This is a genomic window from Prosthecobacter sp., from assembly GCF_049294395.1.
Classification (GTDB): Bacteria; Verrucomicrobiota; Verrucomicrobiia; order Verrucomicrobiales; family Verrucomicrobiaceae; genus Prosthecobacter.
Genome location: NZ_JBAQCR010000243.1, coordinates 79237 through 101184 on the forward strand (window position 1 = coordinate 79237; position 21948 = coordinate 101184).

At 59.2% G+C, this 21948-nt stretch carries 19 protein-coding genes; 12 read left to right on the forward strand and 7 right to left on the reverse strand.

Translation table 11 applies throughout. The annotated features are described in order from the left end of the window. Positions 1–144: 144 nt before the first annotated feature. Positions 145–1332, forward strand: a complete 1188-nt coding sequence (locus WAW39_RS17060) for a DegT/DnrJ/EryC1/StrS family aminotransferase (protein WP_422320390.1) — start codon at positions 145–147, stop codon at positions 1330–1332. Positions 1333–1404: 72 nt separating this feature from the next. Here WAW39_RS17060 and WAW39_RS17065 read toward each other — a convergent pair whose 3' ends face one another. The 3 genes from WAW39_RS17065 to WAW39_RS17075 form a co-directional block, all read right to left on the reverse strand. Next, positions 1405–2418 (reverse strand): tetratricopeptide repeat protein, encoded by a 1014-nt coding sequence (locus WAW39_RS17065; protein ID WP_422320391.1) that lies wholly within the window; start codon positions 2416–2418, stop codon positions 1405–1407. A 115-nt stretch (positions 2419–2533) separates the two neighbouring features. After that, positions 2534–3514, reverse strand: a complete 981-nt coding sequence (gene cysK / locus WAW39_RS17070; RefSeq protein WP_422320392.1) for a cysteine synthase A — start codon at positions 3512–3514, stop codon at positions 2534–2536. Between the two features lie 58 nt (positions 3515–3572). Next, positions 3573–4739, reverse strand: coding sequence for a pyridoxal phosphate-dependent aminotransferase (locus tag WAW39_RS17075; RefSeq protein WP_422320393.1), 1167 nt, complete (start codon positions 4737–4739; stop codon positions 3573–3575). A gap of 138 nt (positions 4740–4877) precedes the next feature. Between WAW39_RS17075 and WAW39_RS17080 the strand changes: the two genes are divergently transcribed. From WAW39_RS17080 to WAW39_RS17090, 3 genes are read left to right on the forward strand one after another with little or no spacing between them, the layout of a single operon-like run. After that, on the forward strand, positions 4878–6119 hold the full coding sequence (locus tag WAW39_RS17080) for an RsmB/NOP family class I SAM-dependent RNA methyltransferase (RefSeq protein ID WP_422320394.1): 1242 nt from the start codon (positions 4878–4880) through the stop codon (positions 6117–6119). A gap of 52 nt (positions 6120–6171) precedes the next feature. Next, positions 6172–7014 (forward strand): sugar phosphate isomerase/epimerase family protein, encoded by an 843-nt coding sequence (locus WAW39_RS17085; protein WP_422320395.1) that lies wholly within the window; start codon positions 6172–6174, stop codon positions 7012–7014. Positions 7015–7018: 4 nt separating this feature from the next. Continuing rightward, positions 7019–9157, forward strand: coding sequence for a fused MFS/spermidine synthase (locus WAW39_RS17090; protein WP_422320396.1), 2139 nt, complete (start codon positions 7019–7021; stop codon positions 9155–9157). 16 nt (positions 9158–9173) lie between these two features. Here WAW39_RS17090 and WAW39_RS17095 read toward each other — a convergent pair whose 3' ends face one another. Together WAW39_RS17095 and WAW39_RS17100 are read right to left on the reverse strand one after the other, a co-directional pair. After that, positions 9174–9659: a DUF3368 domain-containing protein gene (locus tag WAW39_RS17095; protein ID WP_422320397.1), complete on the reverse strand. Its 486-nt coding sequence runs from the start codon at positions 9657–9659 to the stop codon at positions 9174–9176. Continuing rightward, on the reverse strand, positions 9656–9898 hold the full coding sequence (locus WAW39_RS17100) for a UPF0175 family protein (protein WP_422320398.1): 243 nt from the start codon (positions 9896–9898) through the stop codon (positions 9656–9658). Before WAW39_RS17100 ends, WAW39_RS17095 begins: the two co-directional genes overlap by 4 nt. Before the next feature lie 101 nt (positions 9899–9999). Here WAW39_RS17100 and WAW39_RS17105 point away from each other — a divergent pair, with 101 nt between their 5' ends. From WAW39_RS17105 to WAW39_RS17130, 6 genes are read left to right on the forward strand one after another with little or no spacing between them, the layout of a single operon-like run. Further along, entirely contained in the window at positions 10000–10254 is a 255-nt protein-coding gene (locus WAW39_RS17105; protein WP_422320399.1) for an acyl carrier protein, read from the forward strand. After that, positions 10251–11588 carry a hypothetical protein gene (locus WAW39_RS17110; RefSeq protein ID WP_422320400.1) on the forward strand — a complete coding sequence of 446 codons (1338 nt, stop codon included), beginning with the start codon at positions 10251–10253 and terminating at the stop codon, positions 11586–11588. The genes WAW39_RS17105 and WAW39_RS17110 overlap by 4 nt, the downstream gene beginning before the upstream one ends. A gap of 7 nt (positions 11589–11595) precedes the next feature. Further along, a complete protein-coding gene (locus WAW39_RS17115; RefSeq protein WP_422320401.1) occupies positions 11596–12861 on the forward strand; it encodes an FAD-dependent oxidoreductase in 1266 nt (421 codons plus the stop codon). Next, the gene (locus tag WAW39_RS17120; RefSeq protein WP_422320402.1) at positions 12858–14228 is read left to right on the forward strand and encodes a class I adenylate-forming enzyme family protein; all 1371 of its coding nucleotides are present in this window, start codon (positions 12858–12860) and stop codon (positions 14226–14228) included. The genes WAW39_RS17115 and WAW39_RS17120 overlap by 4 nt, the downstream gene beginning before the upstream one ends. A gap of 3 nt (positions 14229–14231) precedes the next feature. Beyond that, positions 14232–15521, forward strand: coding sequence for an NAD(P)/FAD-dependent oxidoreductase (locus tag WAW39_RS17125; protein WP_422320403.1), 1290 nt, complete (start codon positions 14232–14234; stop codon positions 15519–15521). A gap of 13 nt (positions 15522–15534) precedes the next feature. Further along, a complete protein-coding gene (locus tag WAW39_RS17130) occupies positions 15535–16281 on the forward strand; it encodes a CAAX prenyl protease-related protein (protein ID WP_422320404.1) in 747 nt (248 codons plus the stop codon). A gap of 831 nt (positions 16282–17112) precedes the next feature. Here the strand turns inward: WAW39_RS17130 and lpxD are convergent. Together lpxD and WAW39_RS17140 are read right to left on the reverse strand one after the other, a co-directional pair. Then, positions 17113–18150 carry a UDP-3-O-(3-hydroxymyristoyl)glucosamine N-acyltransferase gene (gene lpxD, locus WAW39_RS17135; RefSeq protein ID WP_422320405.1) on the reverse strand — a complete coding sequence of 346 codons (1038 nt, stop codon included), beginning with the start codon at positions 18148–18150 and terminating at the stop codon, positions 17113–17115. 75 nt (positions 18151–18225) lie between these two features. Then, complete coding sequence (locus WAW39_RS17140; RefSeq protein WP_422320406.1) at positions 18226–19548, reverse strand: homoserine dehydrogenase; 1323 nt, start codon at positions 19546–19548, stop codon at positions 18226–18228. On the opposite strand from WAW39_RS17140, the gene WAW39_RS17145 reads away from it, so the two are divergent. Next, positions 19514–19993 (forward strand): PEP-CTERM sorting domain-containing protein, encoded by a 480-nt coding sequence (locus WAW39_RS17145; protein ID WP_422320407.1) that lies wholly within the window; start codon positions 19514–19516, stop codon positions 19991–19993. The two genes, WAW39_RS17140 and WAW39_RS17145, sit on opposite strands and share 35 nt — an antisense overlap. Before the next feature lie 69 nt (positions 19994–20062). Continuing rightward, complete coding sequence (gene ggt, locus WAW39_RS17150) at positions 20063–21724, forward strand: gamma-glutamyltransferase (RefSeq protein ID WP_422320408.1); 1662 nt, start codon at positions 20063–20065, stop codon at positions 21722–21724. Positions 21725–21948: the final 224 nt, after the last annotated feature.

Genomic DNA, 21948 nt, shown 5'->3' on the forward strand with positions numbered 1-21948 from the left:
CGTCATCACCAGTGTGCGAGTGAGAAAACTTCAGCCCGTGGGCCGCTCTCAAAACGACGTGAACGGCGGGCCAAAGCTCGACGAACAAGGAATCGCTGGCACATTCGGCATTCGTCATTCATTCATTCGCCATTCCCAGCCGCCATGCCCGTCCCACTTCTCGACGTCAACGCCCAGAACCTGCCCCTCGAATCCGAACTCCAGGCCGCCTTCACGCAGGTGCTGCATCATGGCAGGTTCATCATGGGGCCGGAGTTGGAGACCTTTGAAAAAGAAATCGCGGAGATGGTGGGCGTGAAGCATGCGCTGTCCGTCTCCTCCGGCACCGATGCCCTGCTGCTGGCCCTCATGGCGCTGGACATCAAGGCGGGTGATGAAGTTCTCTGCCCTGCGTTCACCTTCTTTGCCACCGCAGGAGCCGTCTCACGCCTCGGCGCTGTGCCGGTGTTCACGGACGTCTGCCCCGTCTGCTTCAACATGGATGTGAACGATGCGCGGAAAAAGATCACTGAAAAGACCCGCGCCATCATCCCCGTCCATCTCTTCGGCCAGTGTGCGGACATGATTCCCATCCTCGCTTTGGCCAAGGAACACGGCCTCAAAGTGATTGAGGATGCGGCGCAGTCCATCGGTGCCAAGTACCGCGGCGAAAGCAGCGGCACGCTGGGCGACTTTGGCACCTACAGCTTCTTCCCGAGCAAGAACCTCGGCGGTTTTGGCGACGGTGGAATGCTCGTGACGAATGACGACGCACTGGCCGAATACGCCCGAGTGCTGCGTGTGCACGGTGGCAAGCCCAAGTACTACCATCACTATGTTGGTGGCAATTTCCGCATGGACACGCTGCAATGCGCCCTGCTGAGCGTGAAGGTGAAGCGCTATGCGCAGTACACCGCAGACCGCCAGCGCAACGCAGCGCACTACATCGAGGCACTGTCGAAACTTCCCGGCGTGGTGCAGGCGGATCCTGCGCACTGCAAATGTGTCAGCACGCAGGACACCTGGCTGACCGCGCAGAATGCCAAGATCGTGCTGCCCGTCAGCTACGAACACAACGAGCACATCTGGAACCAGTTCACCATCCGCGTACTTGGCCACCAGCGTGATGCACTGCGCGACCATCTGGTGGCCAAAAAGATCGGCTGTGACATCTACTATCCCGTCACGCTCGATCAGCAGACCTGTTTTGCCGATCTTCCTGCAGCCTCGCTCTCAGGCTGCGAGGTTTCCCATCGCGTGGCGGGTGAGGTGCTCAGCATTCCAATCTATGGCGAACTCACCGAAGCGCAGCGCAATGAAGTGATCGCGGCGATTGCTGAGTGGCTTGCATAAAAAAAGCCAGACCAATTGGTCCGGCTTCTCAGTTCACACCAAACGACTGACACTAGTGTCCGTCGTGCTGTTTTAGGGCTTTGGAGCCGTCGGCGCTGCTGGCGCAGGCGTGGCAGGAGTTGTTGCAGGAGCAGGTGCAGCGGCTGGCGGCGAAGCTGGGGTCGTAGGTGCTGGCGTAGCAGCAGGAGAAGCAGCCGGTGTGGTCGCTGCAGGTGCAGGAGCTGGCGAAGATGGAGCGGTCGGTGCTGCTGGCGCAGGGGCAGGAGCCGCTGCTGGTGCAGGCATCGTTGCAGCGGCTGGCGCAGGAGCAGAAGGAGCAGCGGGCACAGGCACGACAGCCGGGGCGATGGTGGCACCGATGCCGCTGTTGGCTGCATTCAGTTTGATGTTGGGCATTCCTGGGACGGCGGCGGCAGGCTTGGGCTCCACTTTCGGTGCAGGCGGGGCATCCACCTCCTTGGTCGGCAGTGAGGCAGCGATCCAGCCGAGACGGTTTTGACTGATGGTCTGGAAACCAGGCATGTCAGGGAACTTCACGGCGAGCTCTTCGTAGGCTTTCTTGGCTTCATCAGTCTTGCCCTGCGCCCAGAGGAGGTCACCCAGACGCACTTGCGCCAGAGGAGCAGCCTCGCTGGAGGCGAATTCGTTGGTGATGCGCTCAAAAATGGCCTGAGCTTCCTTGGTTTCACCCATGGCATCGAGCTTTGAGGCAAGGCCGAGCAGCGCAAAAACGGCCAGCGGGTTGCTGGCATCCTTGGTGGTGAATTCCCTGAGGGCTTCGACTGCGGAGGATTTTTTGTTCTGGTCCCAGAGCAGATCCGCTTTCAGCAGCAGCGCGTTGGCAGCGGCATTGGAGCCGGGATAACGCGAGATGACGAGATCGCAGTCCTCCACCGTTTTGGCCCCCGTGAAGGCTTCCGCAGCCTCATTGGCCTTGAGGGTGTTTTGATGCTTGATCACGCCAAAGGCGATGATCGCGACCACCGCGATGATGAAAAGCCAGACGAGCTTGCGGGCATTGTCCTCCAGGAACTTTTCCATGCCAGTGGCCGGGAGTTCTTGGGAGATGGAATCGAGTTGGGACATAAAGGGTGGTTTTTGGAAGCGGTGAACAGCTGGTTCAGAAGAGTGACGAAGGGAACCGAAGCCAGTCACCCGTCAGGGCGTCCTGGCATTCGGGATTCATTTGCCCTTGGGAGGCTTACGCCCCCACTTTGGCACGGGCTTCGTCAGCCAGCGCGGTGGAGAGGTAGCGCTCTCCGGTGGAGCAGGCGACGGTGACGATCAGCTTGCCGGCGTTTTCAGGGCGCTTGGCGACTTCGATGGCAGCGACCACGTTGGCACCAGTGCTGATGCCGACGAGGATGCCTTCTTCCTTGGCCAGGCGGCGGGCCATGGCGAAGGCTTCGTCATTGCTGACCTTGATGCACTCCGTGATCTGCGCATTTCCAGCGCTGTCTTTGAGGTGAAGATTGGTGGGGACGAATCCTGCACCAGTGCCTTGGATCTTGTGCGGACCGGGCTGCACGGGCTGGCCGGCGAGTGTCTGATTGATGACCGGGGAGGCATCAGGCTCGACGGCGATGGCCTGGAAGCTTGGCTTGCGGGGTTTGAGGACTTCGGTCACGCCAGTGATCGTACCACCCGTGCCGACGGCAGCGACGAGGATGTCAATCTTGCCATCGGTGTCGGCCCACAGCTCTTCAGCGGTGGTTTTCGAGTGGATGGCAGGATTGGCGGGATTTTCAAACTGCTGTGGCATCCAAGCGTTCGGCGTGGAGGCGACGAGTTCGGTGGCCTTGGCGATGGCACCCTTCATGCCCTGCGCACCAGGCGTGAGCACGAGTTCAGCACCCAGAAGAGCGAGCAGCGTGCGGCGCTCCAAGGACATCGTTTCAGGCATCGTCAGGATCAGGCTGTAGCCCTTGGCAGCAGCGACAAAAGCCAGTGCGATACCGGTGTTGCCGCTGGTGGGTTCGATGATGACGGTGTCAGGCTTCAGAATCCCACGCTTCTCTGCGTCCTCGATCATGGCGGCACCGATACGATCCTTCACGCTGCCGAGCGGATTGAAGAATTCACACTTCAAAGCGATCGTGGCATTGAGGCCGGCGGTCACTTTGTTGAGCTTCACCAGCGGTGTTTTGCCGACGGTTTCGACGATGTTGTTGTAGATGCCCATGATGTTTGGAGGTTAGCAGTTGAAGACGATGCTGGCCGTTTAAAGCAACGGTGCGGGATTAGTGCTGATTGCAGAACTCTTCGAAGCGGTCCATGCCGGCGTTGATCACGTCCAGGCCGGTGGCGTAGCTGAAACGCACGGTGTGCTCGGCACCGAAGGCGACGCCGGGAACGATGGCGACCTTCTGCTTGCTGAGCAGTTTTTCACAGAAGTTCACGCTCTTGATCTGCGTCGGTTCGATGTCGACCAGGAAGTAGAAGGCACCCATTGGCTCGACCACGCGCACGTTCTTGATGTTGTTCAGGCGGCCAAGCATGTATTGACGGCGCACGTCGAACTCATCACGCATGTCGCTGACGATCTGCTGATCCATCTGCAGGGCGGCCAGCGCACCATACTGGGCAAAGCTGGTCGGATTGCTGGTGGTGTGGCTCTGAATGGTGTCGATGGCTTCGGCGATCTTCTTTGGAGCGGCGGTGTAGCCCAGACGCCAGCCGGTCATCGCATAAGCCTTGGAGAAGCCGTTGATGGTGATGGTGTGGTCGTAGATGTCCTTGCTCAGGGAGGCGATGCTGATGTGCTCATTGCCACCGTAGACCAGCTTCTCATAGATTTCGTCAGACAGGATGACGATACCTTCACCCACGGCGATCTCGGCCAGGGCAGTGAGCTCTTCGCGGCTATAGATGGAGCCGGTCGGATTGCCGGGGGTGTTCAGGATGATCATCTTCGTCATCGGGGACATGGCGTCCTCGAACTCATCCGGAGTGAGCTTCCAGCCGTTTTCGCGCTTGGTTTCGACGATTACGGGAATGCCGCCGACGAGGCGCACCATCTCAGGGTAGCTCGTCCAGTAAGGGGCAGGAATGATCACTTCGTCACCTGGATTCACACAGGCAAGGATGGCGTTGTAGCAGGAGTGCTTGGCTCCGCAGTTCACGCTGATCTGGGAGGGCTCATACTGCACGTTGTTGTCCACCATCAGCTTTGCAGCAATGGCTTCACGGAGTTCGAGGATGCCGGCGCTTTCGGTGTAGCGGGTTTTGCCGGAATTCAGGGCTTCGATGGCGGCGGCGATGATCGGTGCAGGCGTGTCGAAGTCGGGCTCACCGGCTCCGAAGCTGAGGACGTCCACTCCCTGCTTCTTCAATGCCTTCGCCTGGGCGGTGATGGAAAGAGTCATTGAAGGAGCTACTTCGGCGATGTTCTTGGCGATAAAATCCATGGTCAGGTGTGGTTGGGCGGGTGAAAAAGGCGGGGGGCCATCTATAAAGGCGGGGGCGGGAAGTTTGTCAATCATTCCTCCCACCGCAGACAAAGGGCGGCTTGTGTCCAGCGCCACACCGCCTTAGTCGTAAAGCCCATGAGTCAACCACGCCCGCCCTCCTCTTCCCGCCAGCCCACCGTCCCCATCCGAGGCATGGCGCTGGATGTTTTGGGTGAATGGTCCGGCGGAGAACGTTTTGCCGCAGATTTGATGGACCACATTCAGCGCGACTGCGGTCTCAGCCTGCCCGATGCCGCCTTTTTGCGTGACATCGTCCTCACCACACTGCGCAATCTCTCCCTACTTGACCATTGGATCGCCGTGATCACCGAGGACAAGCACCTCGACCACCGCAGCCGCTGGGGCCTGCGCATCGGCCTGTGTCAGATATTGATCCTCAAAGTGTCAGAATACGCCGCCGTGAATGAAACCGTGGCCGCCACCGGTCGCGCGCGCAGCCTCATCAATGCCGTCCTGCGTCGTGCCTGCCGGGAATCGGAAGAACTGCTGGCCATGACAGCCACGCTACCACTGGAAACGCGCACCTCGCACCCGAAATGGCTCATTGAGCACTGGCTCGGTCTCTTCGGGGAAGCCAAAACAACTGCCCTCTGTGAGTGGAATCAAGTCCCGGCCCCGATCTGTGCCCGCATCAACCGCCTCTACCCGCAGATGAACGAGACGACGGATGATTTCATCATCTGCGATCACCTGCCGCGTGAAGATTTGAGCGTGGGCAGGGTGTACATGCAGGATCCCAGCACCGCCATCGCCCCGCGCCTGCTCGCCCCACTGCAGGGCCAGCGCGTGCTGGACGCCTGTGCAGCCCCAGGTGGCAAGACCGCCCTGCTGGCCCAGCTCATGGAAAATACCGGCGAGATCATCGCCTGCGACGTCGCTCCGGGCCGCCTGCGCCGTCTGGAGGGCAATCTGCACCGCCTCCATGTCGCCAATACTCAAATCGAGCAGCACGACTGGGCTGACCCGCAGATCCCCGATTTTGCCAATGCCGGATTTGACCGCATCCTGCTCGACGTCCCCTGCTCCAACACCGGCGTCATGCGCCGCCGTGTGGACGTACGCTGGCGTTTAACGCCCGCAGACATCACCGCTCAGGTGGAAACCCAGACGCAACTGCTCAAAAACTGCCTCCGCGTCCTCAAACCAGGCGGCATTCTCGTGTACAGCACCTGCAGCATTGAGCCTGCGGAAAACGAACAACTCGTCGCCAGCGTCCTCGAAGCCACCCCAGGTTACGAACCCGTCAAACTCCGCCACAGCTTTCCACCGGATGATCAAATGGACGGTGCCTTTGCTGCGGCAATTCGGCGTGTTTAAAGTTCGGGCGTGACATTCGCTCCCCCATTCTTCAAAAATCTTCCCTCCACTCATGAAACTCAAATCCATCTTCCTCGCCCTTGCGCTCACGGCGCCGATCTTCGCCGCCGACGCACCCAACGCCGCCGGTCTGCAGCTCTACAGTCTGCGCAGCCAGTTTACCCTGCGGGGTGTGCCATGGACGCTCGACCGCGTGAAGGAGTTTGGCATCAAGGAGGTCGAACTGGCAGGCACCTACAATCTCAATGTAGAGCAGTTCAAAGCTGAGCTGGAACAGCGCGGCCTGAAGGCCATCAGCAGCCACTTCCCCTACGCGCGCTACAAGAACGATCTCGACAACGTGGTGAAGGAGGCCAAGACCCTCGGCCTCAAGTATGCAGGCTGCGCCTGGATCGACCACAAGGACAGCTTTGACGAAGCCGAGTGTCGCGATGCCATCGCGGTTTTCAACAAAGCCGGTGAGGCTTTGGCAAAGGAAGGCATCACGATGTTCTACCACGCCCACGGTTTCGAGTTCGAACCCTACGGTGATGGCACGTTGCTCGATCTCTTCCTGAAGGAAACGAAGCCCGAATTTGTCTCCATGCAGATGGACATCCTGTGGATTGTGTTCCCAGGCCAGGACCCTGTGAAGCTGCTGGAAAAATACAGCGGCCGCTGGAAGCTCATGCATCTCAAGGACTTGAAGAAAGGCGTCGCCACAGGCTTCCTCACCGGCAAGACCGACGTGGCCAACGATGTCACTCTCGGCACCGGCCAGATGGACTGGAAAGCCATCTTTGCCGCCGCCCGCAAGAATGGCGTGCAGCATTATTTCATCGAAGACGAATCCCCCTCCTCTCTGGAGCAGATTCCCAACAGCCTGACCTTCCTGCGCGCCAACGGCTTCGAGTGATCCCATGTCACGCCGCCTCCACGCCATCATTCTGCATGGCGTTTTCATCCTTTCAGGCATTTCAGCGCTGATTTACCAGCTCGTCTGGCAGCGTGCGCTGCTGACGATCTACGGCAGCAACGTCGAATCCGTGGCGATGGTCGTGGCGGCCTTCCTCGCCGGACTCGGCATCGGCAGCATTGCAGGTGGCTGGATTTCCAAATCGACGCGCACACCGCTCGTGCTGCTGTTCGGTCTCGCGGAACTCGGCGTGGGTGCCTATGGCCTCATTTCATTGAAGCTGTTCGACGCCGTCGGTGCGCTGACTTCCGTGCAGTCCCATGGCCTCACCACGGGCGCCTTGGTTTTCCTGCTCGTCTTTCTGCCCACTTTGCTCATGGGGGCCACGCTGCCGCTGCTGGTGGCGCATCAGGTGCGCGACACCGCCCACGTGGGTCAAAGTGTGAGCCGCCTCTACTTTGTGAACACGCTCGGTGCTGCGCTCGGTGCTTTCATTGCCGCACACTGGCTGCTCGGCAGCTTCGGCATGAGCGGCACCACACGCATCGCCGCCTGCTTGAATGCCGCCGCTGCTCTCATTGTGCTGCTCGTCTTGAGAAAACCCGCTGCAGAGTCGGCAGACAATGCAAAGCAACCTGCGGCCAATGCGGGATGCGAGATTCCTTTCCGCACCGCTTTGCTATGGTCTGCACTTTCCGGCTTTCTAGCTCTCTCCTGGGAGATCATCTGGTCCCGGGTTTTCAACTTTGCCAGCGCCTCCAAGGCCCCTGTGTTTGGCTACATGCTCGGCAGCTATCTGCTCGGACTCGCGCTGGGTTCGCTGCTAAGTCCCTGGACTCTAAAACAAACCCGAGACCTGCGGCTCAAGTTTGGGCGTTGGGTTCTCCTTTCGAGTGTGGGTGCTTTCATGATTGCTCCGCTCACGGCCATCATGGCGACGCAGGCTTATTGGGAATATGGGTTCTACCTTGTGATCGCAGCAGGCACGTTGCTGGGAGTCACTTTCCCCCTGCTCTGCCAGGCGGCGATTCCTCCCAACAAAGACACTGGAAGCCGCCTGTCCTGGCTCTATTTGGCCAACATCATCGGCTCCGGAACCGGCAGCCTGCTCACCGGTTTTCTGTTCATGGAATGGATGAGCATGCAGATGCTCAGCGTGGCATTGCTGCTCGTTTCGTGGCTCTGGGCTGAATCCATTGGTCGTTTTAAGCTGCCCCTTCAGCAGCGCTTGCAGCCGCTTTGCGTCATTGCCGTCGCTGTGGGCACCTTCCAAGGCTTTTACGAGCGCCTTCAGTACAAGCATGACTTCAAATACGGCATGCACTTCGCCCAGACCATCGAATCACGCCACGGCGTCATCACGGTGGACACCAGTGGTGCCGTTTATGGCAACGGAGCGTATGACGGAATGATCGGCACGAAACTGGAACCGAAGTCCTGGCTCGTGCGCCCCTACTTCCTTTCCGCCGTGCGGGATCGCATTGAAAACGTCCTCGTCATCGGTGTCGCCAGCGGATCGTGGACGCAAATTTTGGTCAATCATCCCCAGGTGAAAAAGGTCACCGCCATTGAGCTCAGCCATGGCTACCTCGATCTCATCCGTGCGCGTCCTGAAGTCGCCAGTCTGCTCACCAATCCCAAGCTCGAACTCGTCATCGACGACGGACGGCGCTGGCTGCGACAGCATCCCGATGCGCGTTTTGACGCCATCGTGATGAACACCACGCATCACTGGCGTGAGTTCGCCTCAGCCCTGCTCTCACGCGAGTTCTTGACCGAGGTCAAAGCGCACCTCGGCCCCGACGGCATCGCCTTCTGGAACTGCACCGAGTCACCTCGTGCTGCACGCACCGGCATGGAGGTGTTTCCGCACACGATGATGATCATGAATCACTGTCTGGCCAGCAATGCGCCGCTGGAACCGAATCGGGAACGGTGGCAGAAAGTTCTCGCAGCTTATCATATTGATGGTCAGCCAGTCATCGCCGCCGATCAGATCGAAGGCGTGCTCGACTTCCTCAAGGGTGAAGCCCTTCCCGTCCCCGGCAACATGTGGCACTGGTGCCGGCGCCCGGCCATGGAGTCCGCCTGGGGTGGTGCCAAGATCATCACAGATGATAATCTGGGGCATGAGTATCCGTGATACAAAGCTCCAGTGTTTATTCCTGACACATGGACAAAGCATGACGCACCAGAGCGTCGCCAAGGCGGAACTTGGCTCGAATGCGCAAGTCTTCTAACACGGGTCTTATGGCCGGTAAAAGGCCGGTGGTACGAGCCTTTATGAGGACGCCGAGTATGCCAATGGTCCGGAGGCCGTGCGCCTGAGCAACGGCACGTCCCTCGCTTTCATCCATAAGCAATGCATCCGCATGCAATTCGATGGCGAGGCTGATGGCTGCAAATTCGCCAGGATCAAGCCGTTCGAGGGCTTCATCAGTGGTGCTCAGTTGTTGAAATGACTTCACCAGCACCCAATTCGGCAGGATTAATCCTGCAAATCGTCCGCCCGAGGCAGAGAGCCGTTCAAACTCGGTTTGCACCGCAAGAGGAATGATGACGGAGCCAAACAACGCACGCAAAAGCTGAACCTGACCAACAAGCGCGAGATTCAGCAACACCGAGGTGTCGGCTATGACAATCATGCAGACAGCAAGGCTTGGATTGACTCCATATCAGTCTGCAGATCTTCTGTGGAATAGTGAACGGGAATATCCCGATCACATAGGGCTTCCTGAAAGTCCATCCTCTCCAATCCTGCCATCCGAGCGCCTTGTGACATGCTCACTCGATTCCGTGCGTAGAGGGCGCAAGCCAGTTCCAGCAGCAAGTCCTTGGGGCTGAAGGAAGCCGTTACCGGGTCGTCTGGTAAAACGAGTGTCATAAAAGTATTCTACTACGAAGGACTTCTGCTGTCTATAAGGGTGTTGGATGTCCGAGCTGCGCAGTTGCAACCCAGCCCCCTCCCGTGCATAAAAAGCATTCATGACAGACACCACCGACCTCTCTCCCGGCAGCATGATCGAACTCGTGCGTGAAACCGTTCTGCCTGATCTGCCTGCTGATTTCGGTGCCGAGGCGGATTTCTTTGAGGCGGGGCTGGATTCGATGGGGGTAATGCAGCTGGTGATGCATCTCGAAGAACGATTCGGCAAGAAGGTGGAACCGACGGAACTGAGCCGCGCCAATTTTCGCAGCGGACAGGCCATGGCGGCGCTGGTGATGGGGCAAGCGGCATGATCACTTCTGGAATCCCGCAGTATCCCATCTCCGGCACCGATGGCTTTGTCGTGGCGCTGGATCACCTCGCACGGTCTGCGGACGGACGCGGACTGGATGCCTTGAGCGAGATTCAGGTCAGCGGGCAGCCGGATGCCGGGCGCCTGCGCTGGTTGGCGGCGGAACTGCCGAAACGCCTGCCGCTGCTGCATGCAACGCTGTGCAAGAATGGTGTCTTTGGCTTGCCCTATTGGGAATGCTCGGGGGAAGCCGCAGCCATTCCGATTGAATTCCATCGTGTGAGGGGTGTCGAAGGAATCGAAGACTCCGTGATTGAGTCGATCTCTGCATTGCGAAGCAAAAGGATGCAGGGCCATGTACGCTCATCCCTGGGGCCACCGCACGTTCGCCTGGACGTGGTGCGCACGAGTGATCAAACGTGGTCGATCCTGATGAACTGGTCACACCTGCTGCTGGACGGCACCGGGGTGGAACTGCTCTTCAAGCACATGAATGAAGTGTGGGAGGATCCGCAGGCTGTTTCGCCGCAGCAGCCAGTCGTGAAAAATGACAAGCCGTGGTGGAAGCTGTTTCAGGAAAGTGAAAGCTGTGGCAGGCACCTCATGAATTTGGGAGTGGAGCCGTTTGTTTCCGTGAGCAAGGGCAAGGTCGTCAGCGGACGCCGCTGCTGCCGGTGGGAGACGTTTTCCAAGGAGGAAACAGCGCGGATCAAGCTCACACTCAGCAAGATAGGTGGGGACATGATGCGCACGTTTTTCTATGCGGGACTGGCCGCACGCTGCCATCAGGCAGTGTTTCAATCACGGGGGAACTCTGACCTGTCATATGCGGTGACCATGCCAGTGCAACAGCGTCCGAAGGACAGCGCGGGGCGCACGGCGATTTTCCAAAATCATATGTCGATGTTCTTCTTCATTCTGAAGGATGCCGACCTCTGTGCCCTGGGCGCTGCAAGCAAGGTGCTCATGAAACAGCACATGGAACATCTCAAACTGAAGCGGCACCTGTCGTTCAATTCGCTGCAGATGCTCACGAGGCGCATGCCGGGCAAGACGATGCTGGACATGGTCCGATTTGCGCAAAGAGGTGAAATTGCCTCCTGTTATCACGCCTACACCGGCAGTTTTGGTGAAGGCATGACCACATTCTGCGGTGGGGAGATCGTCAATGCCATCCACCTGCCGACGGTGAATGCACCCCCGGGCAGCGGGTTGTTTGTGAGTGAATGCCAGGACCAGCTGACAGTGACGGTGAGCTATCTGGACACCTGCCTGAGTGAATTTGAGACGGAGCTGATGCGGGAACGCTGGCGTTCTGATCTTCTCGGTGAATGATGCAGCCATGAATCCCGACGTTCTCATCATCGGCGGAGGCAGCGCAGGCGTGGCGGCGGCTTTGGCGGCGGCACGTTGTGGCGCGGAGACGCTTCTGGTGGAACGTCATGGCATTCTGGGCGGAGCAGGCACGGCTTCTTTAGTACATTCATTCTGTGGTTTGTATGAGCTGCCGGCGACGCCAGACGCAGCACCTCGTATTGCCAATCCGGGGCTGCCGGTTGAGCTGGAGCGGGATCTGCTGGCACAAGGTATTGGTCACGGGCCGGTGAGAATGGGGAGGGTGGATGTGCTGATGCATCAGCCGCAAAGGCTGGCTTTGTATCTGGACAAGTTGTGTCGGATTCAGCAAAAACTGCAGGTTTTGTTACACACCGAGGTCGCCGGATGCGGGGTCGAAAATAAGCATATTACGGAAGTGACGCTGCAATGCCGGGGCACGACCTGGAAGGTGAGGCCGCGAACTCTGGTGGATGCCAGCGGGGATGCGGTGGTGGCGGCATTTGCGAACCATCCCTGGGATCAGACGCCGGAGCATGAGCTGCAACGTCCGGCTTATATTGTGGGACTCGGTGATGTGGATGCGGCTGTCCTCACTGGCGATGGGCCATTGAAAATCGCCGGATGTCTGGTGCGTGCGATTCAGGAGAAAAAGCTTCCGGCTGAGGCGGCGGGTGCGCATTTCCGCGCCAGTTCGGCTTTGAATGAAGCGTTCCTGACGGTTGATCTGCCAGGAGATTCTTTTGATGCGACGGATGCGCGCAGCTTGACGGAGATCGAGATGCTGGGACGTGAAGTGACTTTTGCGATCGTGGAGCATTTGAAGGCAAACCTGGAAGGTTTCAGCCAAGCGCGGATCACGACGCTGCCCGTGCGCGCTGGCATCCGGGAAAGCCGACGATGGATTGGGGAAGTTGTTTTAACGGAGGAAGACATTCTCGAAAGCCGGAACGATGCGCATGCGGTTGCGAATGCGACGTGGCCGATGGAGCTGCGGGAGACGGCGCGGGGAGCGCGACTGCTGTATCCGAAGGAGGCGAAGGCCTGTGGCATTCCGCTGGAGGCGCTGCGTGCGCGTGATTTGAAGAACGTGTTCATCGCGGGACGCTGCATTTCCTCGACACATCGGGCGCAGGCGAGCACGCGGGTCATGGGCACGGCGCTGGCCACCGGGCAGGCGGCGGGCATTGCCGCAACTTTTCCTGAACAAGACACCGCCGACCTGGCACCGCAGGTGCGAAGCATTTTGAGCCAACTGGAAACCGCCAAGTGAACATCGTCGATCTTATTTTTGCACGCAGCACGCCCACGCATTCCGCCGTGGTCAGCCCGGAACTGCAGCTTACGTTTGGTGAACTGGAGGCGCGCATGAAGGAGTGTGCGGGCCGTTTGAATGGAGATGCGAACTGGCCGAAGAAGGCAAGGCCACGCATCGGGCTGAATGCGCCGAGCGGGGCAGACTACATCGTGGTGGCGCTGGCGATTTTGCAGCAGAACGCATGCTTTGTGCCGATCCCGAACGAACTGACAGTCAGCGAGCGTGCGCAACTGGCCAAGGCGACAGCGCTGGATGGCATCGTGCACGCACAGAGTGCGGAGGAGTGGCGGGTGGAAGCGGTGGTGCATGATGCGCCGCCGGCTTTTGATGAAGGAGCGCTTGAGGCTTTGAACCCGGCGTTTATCCGTTTCAGCAGCGGCACCACGGGGGCATCGAAAGGGATCGTGATTTCGCATGAGACGCTGCTGGCGCGCATCACGGCGGCGAACGAGGGATTGCGAATCAGCCCACAGGATCGCGTGCTCTGGGTGCTGCCGATGGCGCATCACTTTGCGGTTTCCATCGTGCTTTATTTGTATCATGGAGCCACCACGATCCTCGCGCCGGCGAGCGACCCCAAGGTGATGATTGAGATGATGCAGGCGCATGGAGCGACGGTGATGTACGGATCGCCTTATCATTACACGATGCTTTCCGGCCTGCCTGATGCCGCCAGCCTGGGTGCGCTGCGGCTTGCGGTTTCGACGGCGTTTGCGCTGACGACTGAAGTGGCGGAGCTGTTTGCCGGCAAAACGGGGCTGCATCTCACGCAGGGCATGGGCATCATTGAAGCCGGGCTGCCCATCCTGAATTTGCAGCATGCGAAGGACAAGCCGACTTCCATCGGCCAGCCACTGCCAGCGTTTGAAGTAAAGCTGGATGACGGCGAACTGTTGCTGCGCGGTCCGGGGGTGTTTGATGCGTATCTGACGCCGTGGCAGCCGCGCGAAAGTGTTTTGCGAGACGGCTGGTTTCCCACGGGAGACATTGCCGAAATGGATGAGGACGGCTGTCTCTATCTGCGCGGCCGGGTGCGCAGCGTGATCAATGTGGGCGGACTGAAGTGCTTTCCGGAAGAGGTGGAGGCGGTGCTGTGCAGCCATGCGGGGGTCAAGGCCGCCCGAGTGTCAGGTCGTGCTCATCCCGCGCTGGGAGCCATGCCTGCGGCAGAAATCATTCCTCAAAACGCCGAGGCGCCGCCAGCGGCGATGGAGTTGAGAAAACTTTGCCAGGAGCGACTCTCCGCGTACAAAGTCCCGCTGTTCTACACTTTTGTTTCCGAACTGCCGCTGACCGCCAGCGGCAAACTTCGCCGCTATTGACTCATGAGATCATCTCCCCGCATTGCCATTCTCGGAGCCGGACCTGCCGGCAGCGCGCTCGCCGCGATGCTGGCCCGACAAGGCATCCAAACGCTGGTCTATGATGATGAAAAACGTCCGGCGCTGCTGGTGGGCGAGTCGCTCATTCCCGCGATCGTGGCGATTCTGCAACGGATGGGCATTGAAGACCGGGTGGCTGCGATCTCGCAGTTCAAGCCGGGTGCGAGCTTTTTGCATCATCTGGGCACGCGCATGAACTTCAATTTCCGGTCTGTGGAGGGCCGCCTTCCACCGTACGCGTACAATGTGCCGCGCCCCGGTTTTGATGATGTGTTGAAGGATTACGCCAAGGAGCTGGGCGTGAAGTTTGTGAAACATCGAGCCGGACTGGTGGCGCATCCGGGTGGCAGGTCTGAGTTGGAGCTGGATGCGGCGGCGCTGGAGGCCGGTGGTTACTGTGATGGCGCAAAGCCGGATCTGCTCATTGACTGCAGCGGGCGGGCGCGAACCTCAGCGAAGCTGCTGGGCATCAAGGCGGCCACCGGGCAGCGCCGGGATACGGCGCACTTTGCGCACTTCACCGGGATCGAACATCCGTATGAGCCGGGGCAGATCGCGATCATGTACCACCCGTGGGGCTGGAGCTGGCGGATTCCGCTGCCGGACAAACTGAGCTTCGGCATTGTGATGAATCCCAAGGCGCTGCCGGAGTTTGGCGCCAATGGTGAGGAACGGTTGGATCGAGTGCTGGCGACTGATCCGGTGCTTTCACCGCTGACGGCCCACCGAGAGCGCGTGACGGATGTTTACACCTACACCAATTATCAGCTCATTTCAGACCGTGCGCAGGGGCCGGGCTGGGTGTCGGCAGGAGATGCGTTTGGGTTTGTGGATCCGATGCTTTCGCCCGGGGTGTTTCTGGCGCTGGACTCGGCGGAGTCTCTCAGCGCGATGTTTGCCAAGCATGGCGAGAAGCTGCTCGATTCACCGGAGCGGCTGGCGAAGGAGCTGGGCCGCTATGAGCAACGCCAGCGTGCCTGGCATGAGGCGTGGCATGAGCTGATCGAGTATTTCTACGACGGCCGCATCGTGGCTTTTTATGAACGTGGCACGCAGCTCAAGGCGGATCATCCCGGCCGATTCAGCAACATGATGGAGTACATTTCCAACCGTGTGATCGCGCTGATGGCGACGGGTGCAGGCACGCTCTCCATCTGGAACCGGATGTATTTGAAGGGCTGCTCCAAGTGGCTGCTAAACAATGACCGTGCGAAGGATCTGGCACTGCCTTAAACTGCCCGACCTGATGCTTGCACGCCTGCGCGCCTCGAACCTAGCAGCTTACGTGCTGCCCCTGCTGCTGTTCACACTGCTGAACGGTGTGCCCGGGCTGTTTCGCATCGAAAATTCCGAACTGCCCTGGCACGTGCGTGCGCCGGAGCACTGGGCCTATCCGCTGCAAACGGTGGTCTGCGCGCTGGTGCTGGTGTGGTTTCGGCAGCACTACACGTTCAGACCGTGGCGGGGTCTGGGACTGGCGTTCACACTGGGTCTGGTTGGAATCGCTGTTTGGGTGGCGCCGTCGGTGCTGCGTGAGAGCTTGATCCAGCAAGGGCATGAGCCGGCGGCGTGGTGGAAGTGGCTGGGACTTGCGGAGCGCCAGGAGGGGTTTGATCCGACGATCGCGCAGGGGTCACCGCTGTGGTTCAGTCTGGTGGTGGGCATGCGCTTTGCGCGCATGGTGCTGGTGGTGCCGTTCGTGGAGGAGTTGTTCTGGCGTGGATTTTTGATGCGCTATCTGATGACGGAGGACGAGCGGTTTGAGCGCGTTCCTTTTGGCACGCACCGGTGGAAGGTGTTTTGGATTGTGACGCTGGCGGTGATGCTGATTCACAACACGGAGGACTATGTGGGAGCGTTCGTGTGGGGGGCGCTGGTTTATTTTGTGGCGGTGCGCACGAAGAGCCTGGGGGCGTGTGTGTTCATGCACGCGGTGGGGAATCTGGCGCTGGGGCTGTATGTGATGAAGACGCAGCAGTGGGGTTTTTGGTGAGCGATTGGGTGGGAAGCCGGTAAGGCGATGGGTTGATATTAGGAAGTGGTGGGAGACTTGAATGTCGTGGGAGGTCGTGCGGCGGAGCGAATTGCAGACGCTGCTGGTGGGCGTGGGGTGTGGCAGAGTGCTGGGTTTGCTTTCCGGAGGGGGCGCGGATTACCAGGGTAGCCTCGCCAAGGCTCAGCAACCCTTCGCTATGTTACGAAGCCCCTTTGGGGCTGGTGTGGTGCGGAGGTGCAGTGATGAGAACGCGCATCAGGTGTCTCGGAGATTTTGTGGAAGCAGGAGGGATGCGGCAGGTGATGCTCAAACGACGAGCTGTGGGGCGGCAGGATTTTTCCAAAACGGATTTTCGAAAAGCGGACTCGGTGACGGGGTGTTTCGAAGTGGATGAGACGTTCGATTTTGCCGCAAAGGGGCAGAGATGCAGAGGGAGCATGCTCCTGCCAACGCAGAGCGTTGCGTCAGGCTTCGGTAGAATGCACTGGGTGCTGACTAAGATGCTTGTTCGGAGCGATGGAGGAAGCGGAGTGTGGAGGGATCAGGATGATCCCTCTCCGGCCAGATCAAGAGCGTTGCGTTGGGCTACACTACTGAAAATTGCTGAACCAACTGACATCAGAACCCAAGTGTCACTGGTGCATGAGTGACGTCATTTTGTGGACGTTCGTCCGGAACCGCCTGAAGGCGGGACTACAAAACGTACGCTGCGTTTGCGATGTTGTGGAGCGAAGGGGAAGAGATTGTGCGCCTGCTCAGAGGGGACTGATCAAGCGCGGTGGGCCCAAGCTTTTTTCGACAAACTGTTGAATGAAGTGCCCTGCGTGATCAGGCCGACTTGCCGCCGGCAATCTGGGCGGCGAGTTCCTTCACCCGTGCCACCAACTGGGGCAGGCGATTGATGCCGGCCAGACGGCGCTTTTCTTCACCCACGGGGATGGCTGGAAAGCCGAGATAGGTCTGCCCGCCGGGCAGGTCACGGGTGACACCGCAGCGTGCGGCCAAGGTGCTCTGCGAGCCCACATGCACATGCCCGGCGATGCCCACCTGGGCGGCGATCACCACATAATCCCCAATGACCGCACTGCCGGCAATGGCGGTGCAGGCAACGACGATGCAGTGTTTGCCGATGACCACGTTGTGACCGATCTGCACGAGGTTGTCGATCTTGGTGCCCTCCCCGATCCAGGTGCGGCCAAAGCGTGCGCGATCGATCGTGCTGCCAGCGCCGATCTCCACGTCGCTGTCGATTTGGACGATGCCTGCCTGACGCACTTTGCGATGGCGTCCGTTACCAAATTCATAGCCGAACCCATCGGCACCGATGACGGCACCGGAGTGAAGAAACACATTTTCTCCGAGGACGCATTCGGCATGCACGGTGGAATTTGCATGGAGGCGGGATCCTTTGCCGATGATGACATTGCGGCCGACAAAACAACCGGGGCCGACCTCCACTTCATCTGCGAGCTCCACACCCGATTCGATGACGGCATTGGGCCCAATGCACACTTGAGCGGGATCAAATTTGACACCTTCTGCGACCACTGCGGACGGGTGGACTCCGGGTGCAAAGGGGGCGGGCTGGAAGCCATACGTTTCCACGATCTTCTCGAAGCAGCGTGAAGGATCTGAGACTTCGATGCAGGAGGCGTTGGGTGGAAACTCTTTCCAACCGAGGGGCACGAGAATGGCGCTGGCCTTCGTGTTGACCAGCCGCTCGTTGTAGCGTGGGTCGTGAAAGAAACTCAGATCGCCGGGAATGGCTTCTTTCAAGGATGCAAAACCTGTGATCTGCCCGTCGGGATCACCGCACAACACAGTCCCCCCAACAAGAGTTGCGAGATTGGAGAGGGCGATTTTCATGAAACGTATCTTCTCATTTTTAGAGCTGCATTCCACGCCCATTTTTAACCGGCGTTAGATTTGCCGATCGAATCACTAGCTCTGCAAAGTTTCCACGCGCATCCAGCTTGGCTCACCCCGCACACACTTGAGCTGACTGATGGCGGCGAGAGCCGACTTCATGTCTCCCAGACGTGCATCGTGAATCATGAGCACGAGTGACGTTTCTCCGCTGGTGTCTTCGAGATCTTCCGGCTGGATCATGGAAGAAATACCAATCCCACGCTCGCCAAGTACTGTGGCGACCTGAGCCAGCACCCCCGGAACGTCATCAACCGTCAGCCGTAGATAGTAATGCGAGACGGTGTCATCCACGGGTTTGGATTTGCCGTAGAGGCCATGCGGCACAAAGCCGCTGTGGCGGGCTCCGTGCATCAAAACGGCGGCGGCTTCGCAGAGATCGCTGATGACGCTGCTGCTGGTCGGGTCCTGACCGGCGCCACGTCCGTAGAACAGGGTCTCGCCCACAACATCTCCATTGACGAGCACGGCATTGAAGGCACCGCTGACATTTGCGAGGACGTGAGAGAGAGGCACCAGAGAGGGCTGCGTGCGCACCTCGACGAGGCCGTTTTCATCTGCACGGATGACGGAAAGCAGCTTGATGGTGTAGCCAAGACGTTCGGCGAAGCGGAAGTCGGTGATGTTCACGCGGTCCACGCCTTCCACATGAACCTTGTCCTGCGGAATCCAGAATCCGTAGCTCAGGGAGGCGAGAATGATGGCCTTGTGGGCGGCATCCCAGCCGCTGACATCGAGGGTGGGATCTGCCTCGGCATAACCCTTGTCCTGAGCCTCCTGCAGAGCATCAGCATAGCTGAGGCCGGCCTGGGACATGCGGGTGAGGATGTAATTGCAGGTACCGTTGATGATGCCGTGAATGGAGCGGATGTGATTTCCCACCAGCCCTTCCTGGAGGACCTGGATGATGGGAATCCCGCCTGCGACGGCGGCCTCAAAGTAAATGGGCACACTGCATTCCTCCGCAAGGGCGAAGAGTTCTTTTCCGCGCTCGGCCAGGAGGGCCTTGTTGCCGGTGACGACAATTTTTTTGGCCCGCAAGGCCGCCGCGACCAGATCGTAGGCAGAGGTGGTGCCGCCGATGAGTTCGACGATCACGGGAATGGCAGGATCATTGACGAGGTCCTTCCAGTCTGTGGTGAGCATGGCTGGGGGCACCTCCACATCGCGGGGACGGGAAAGGTCACGGACGGCGACCTTGGCGACACGAAGTTCGGCACCGATGCGTTGACCGATGAGGGAGCGATTCTTTTGCAGATTCTTGAACACTCCAGCCCCCACATTGCCTAAACCTGCCAAGCCTATGTTGATGACACGCGGAGTACTGACGTTGGACATGATGGATAAGATGCCGGAATTGGGGGGCCGTAGTCATGGCGGAGGCGCAGGGCAGGCGCAAGCGAGAAGGCAGTTATTGAGAAACTCGGCAAATAACTTAATCAATACCGAGCAAGGAGCTGAAATTGAGAGTTGTGCATCAATTTCGGAACAAAAAAAACCTTGTTTGAACCGGGGGAGACCTGATAAAGATTATTTTAAATTAATGTCCATCCGTTCCTTTAGTTACTGGTTAGCTTGCAGCATAGCTGCCGCCATGGCTGTGGGTGCGACGGAACCTGACAAGGCTGGCACGCTGGATCTGACGGTGCCGGGGACTGCCATGAGCAGTGTGATCGCGGTGCCCGAACCCAGCCGGGCCTTGCTTCTGTTTGCAGGAATCATGGCCATGGCTTTCACCTACCGGCACGCATGGCTGAGCTGGAAGCGCAGTGCGCAGTCCTGAAGCGATCCCATCTGATTTGGGGTGCCTTTTTGATTCGACGCATCCACTGCGGCGACTAGCATTGGCGGTATGAAAGTACTGGCCGCTCTTGTCCTGCTCGCCCAACCGGCACTGTTTGCCGCAGATGCAGCCTTCCCGAAACACGCCATCGCGACCGTGCATCCGCTGGCGACTGAGGCGGGCCAGCAGGCGTTTGAAAAGGGTGGGAATGCCATTGATGCGGCCATTGCGGCGGGACTGACGCTGGGCGTGGTGGACGGGCACAACTCCGGCATCGGCGGGGGCTGCTTCTTTGTCATTCATGCGGCAGATGGCACGGTGACGTGCATCGATGGCCGCGAAATGGCGCCGGCCAAGGCAAGCCGCGACATGTATGTGATCAACGGCAAACTGGATGATGAAGCCAGCAAGACTGGGGCGCTGGCCTCCGGAGTGCCGGGATATTTGAAAGCCTGTGCTGCTGCGCAAGCGAAGCATGGAAAGCTCAAGCTGGCCGATGTGCTGCTGCCAGCCGCCGACATTGCGGAAAAGGGGTTCGAGATTGATGCGGTGTATGCGCGCAAGCTGGCGGCGACGGCGGCCAAACTCGCGAAGTTTCCATCCTCCGCCGCCATCTTCCTCAAGGATGGCAAGCCGCTGGAGAAAGGGCAGCTGCTGGTCCAAAGCGACCTCGCAAAAACTTACCGGTCTGTGGCGGCAGACGGGATCGAATGGTTCTATGGCGGTGAATTTGCGCAAAAGACTGGCAAATGGATGGTGGCCCATGGCGGCATCATGACGGCGCAGGATTTTGCCGGCTATCAAGCGCCTGAGCGGGCGGCGATCCGATCGAAGTATCGTGGCTACGAACTGATCACGATGCCGCCGCCGAGTTCGGGCGGGGTGCATGTGGCGCAGATCCTCAATATTTTGGAGCATTTTCCCATCCGCCACTTCCGGGCGAGCAGCCGGATTCATGTGATCACGGAAGCGATGAAGCTGGCGTTTGCGGATCGCGCCTACTGGCTGGGGGATCCGGATTTTGCGCCGGTGCCGAAGGGGCTCGTGGATCCTGCCTATGCGGCGGAACTGGCGAAGAAGATTGATCTGGACCACACCGCCGCTGTTTCAGGGCACAACATGCCGCCGCACTGGGAGGGGGACGTTTTCGGCAAGCACACCACTTTCCTCTGCACGGCAGACGCCGAGGGCAACTGGGTGGCGCTGAATCAGACGATCAACACCGGCTTTGGCAGCAAGGTGGTGATTCCGGGGACGGGGGTGCTCATGAATGATGAGATGGATGACTTTGCGGTGCAGCCTGGAGTTCCGAATGCCTTCAAGCTGGTGGGAGCGGAGGCCAATGCGGTGGCTCCGGGGAAGAGGCCGCTTTCGAGCATGAGCCCCACGATTGTGCTCAAGGATGGCAAGCCGGTGATCGTGACCGGAGCGGCGGGTGGACCTACCATCATCACACAGGCGCTGCTGCTGCTGACGCACATCATTGATGACGGCATGCTGCCGGCGGAGGCGCTGGCGGAGCCGCGATTTCACCATCAGTGGAATCCGGACGAGCTGAAGATTGAGAAGGCTTTTGGCGAGGGCACGCTCACGCGAGTGAAAGCGCTGGGGCATAAGCTGGCGGAGTCCGAGGGGTTTGGGGCGTGCCAAGCGATCTATTTTGATGGAGAGAAGAAGCTGTTTTATCCGGCGAATGATCCGCGGGTGCCGGGGAAGGCGGATGGGAAGTGAGTGAAGAGGAGGCTGCATCCCAAGCAGGCGAAGGCGGCCTGTAGTCCCCTCACCCCGACCCTCTCCCCGAAGTAAAAATTTGCTGTCAGCGTGTGTCATACCATGAGCAGTTAAAAATGGGTCTGGACAGAAGGGGGCCTGTTTTCAACCACAGAGGCACGATGGACACAGAGGTTTGCAATCAAGACCGGCTTCAGATCTCTGCGCTCATCGTGCCTCTGTGG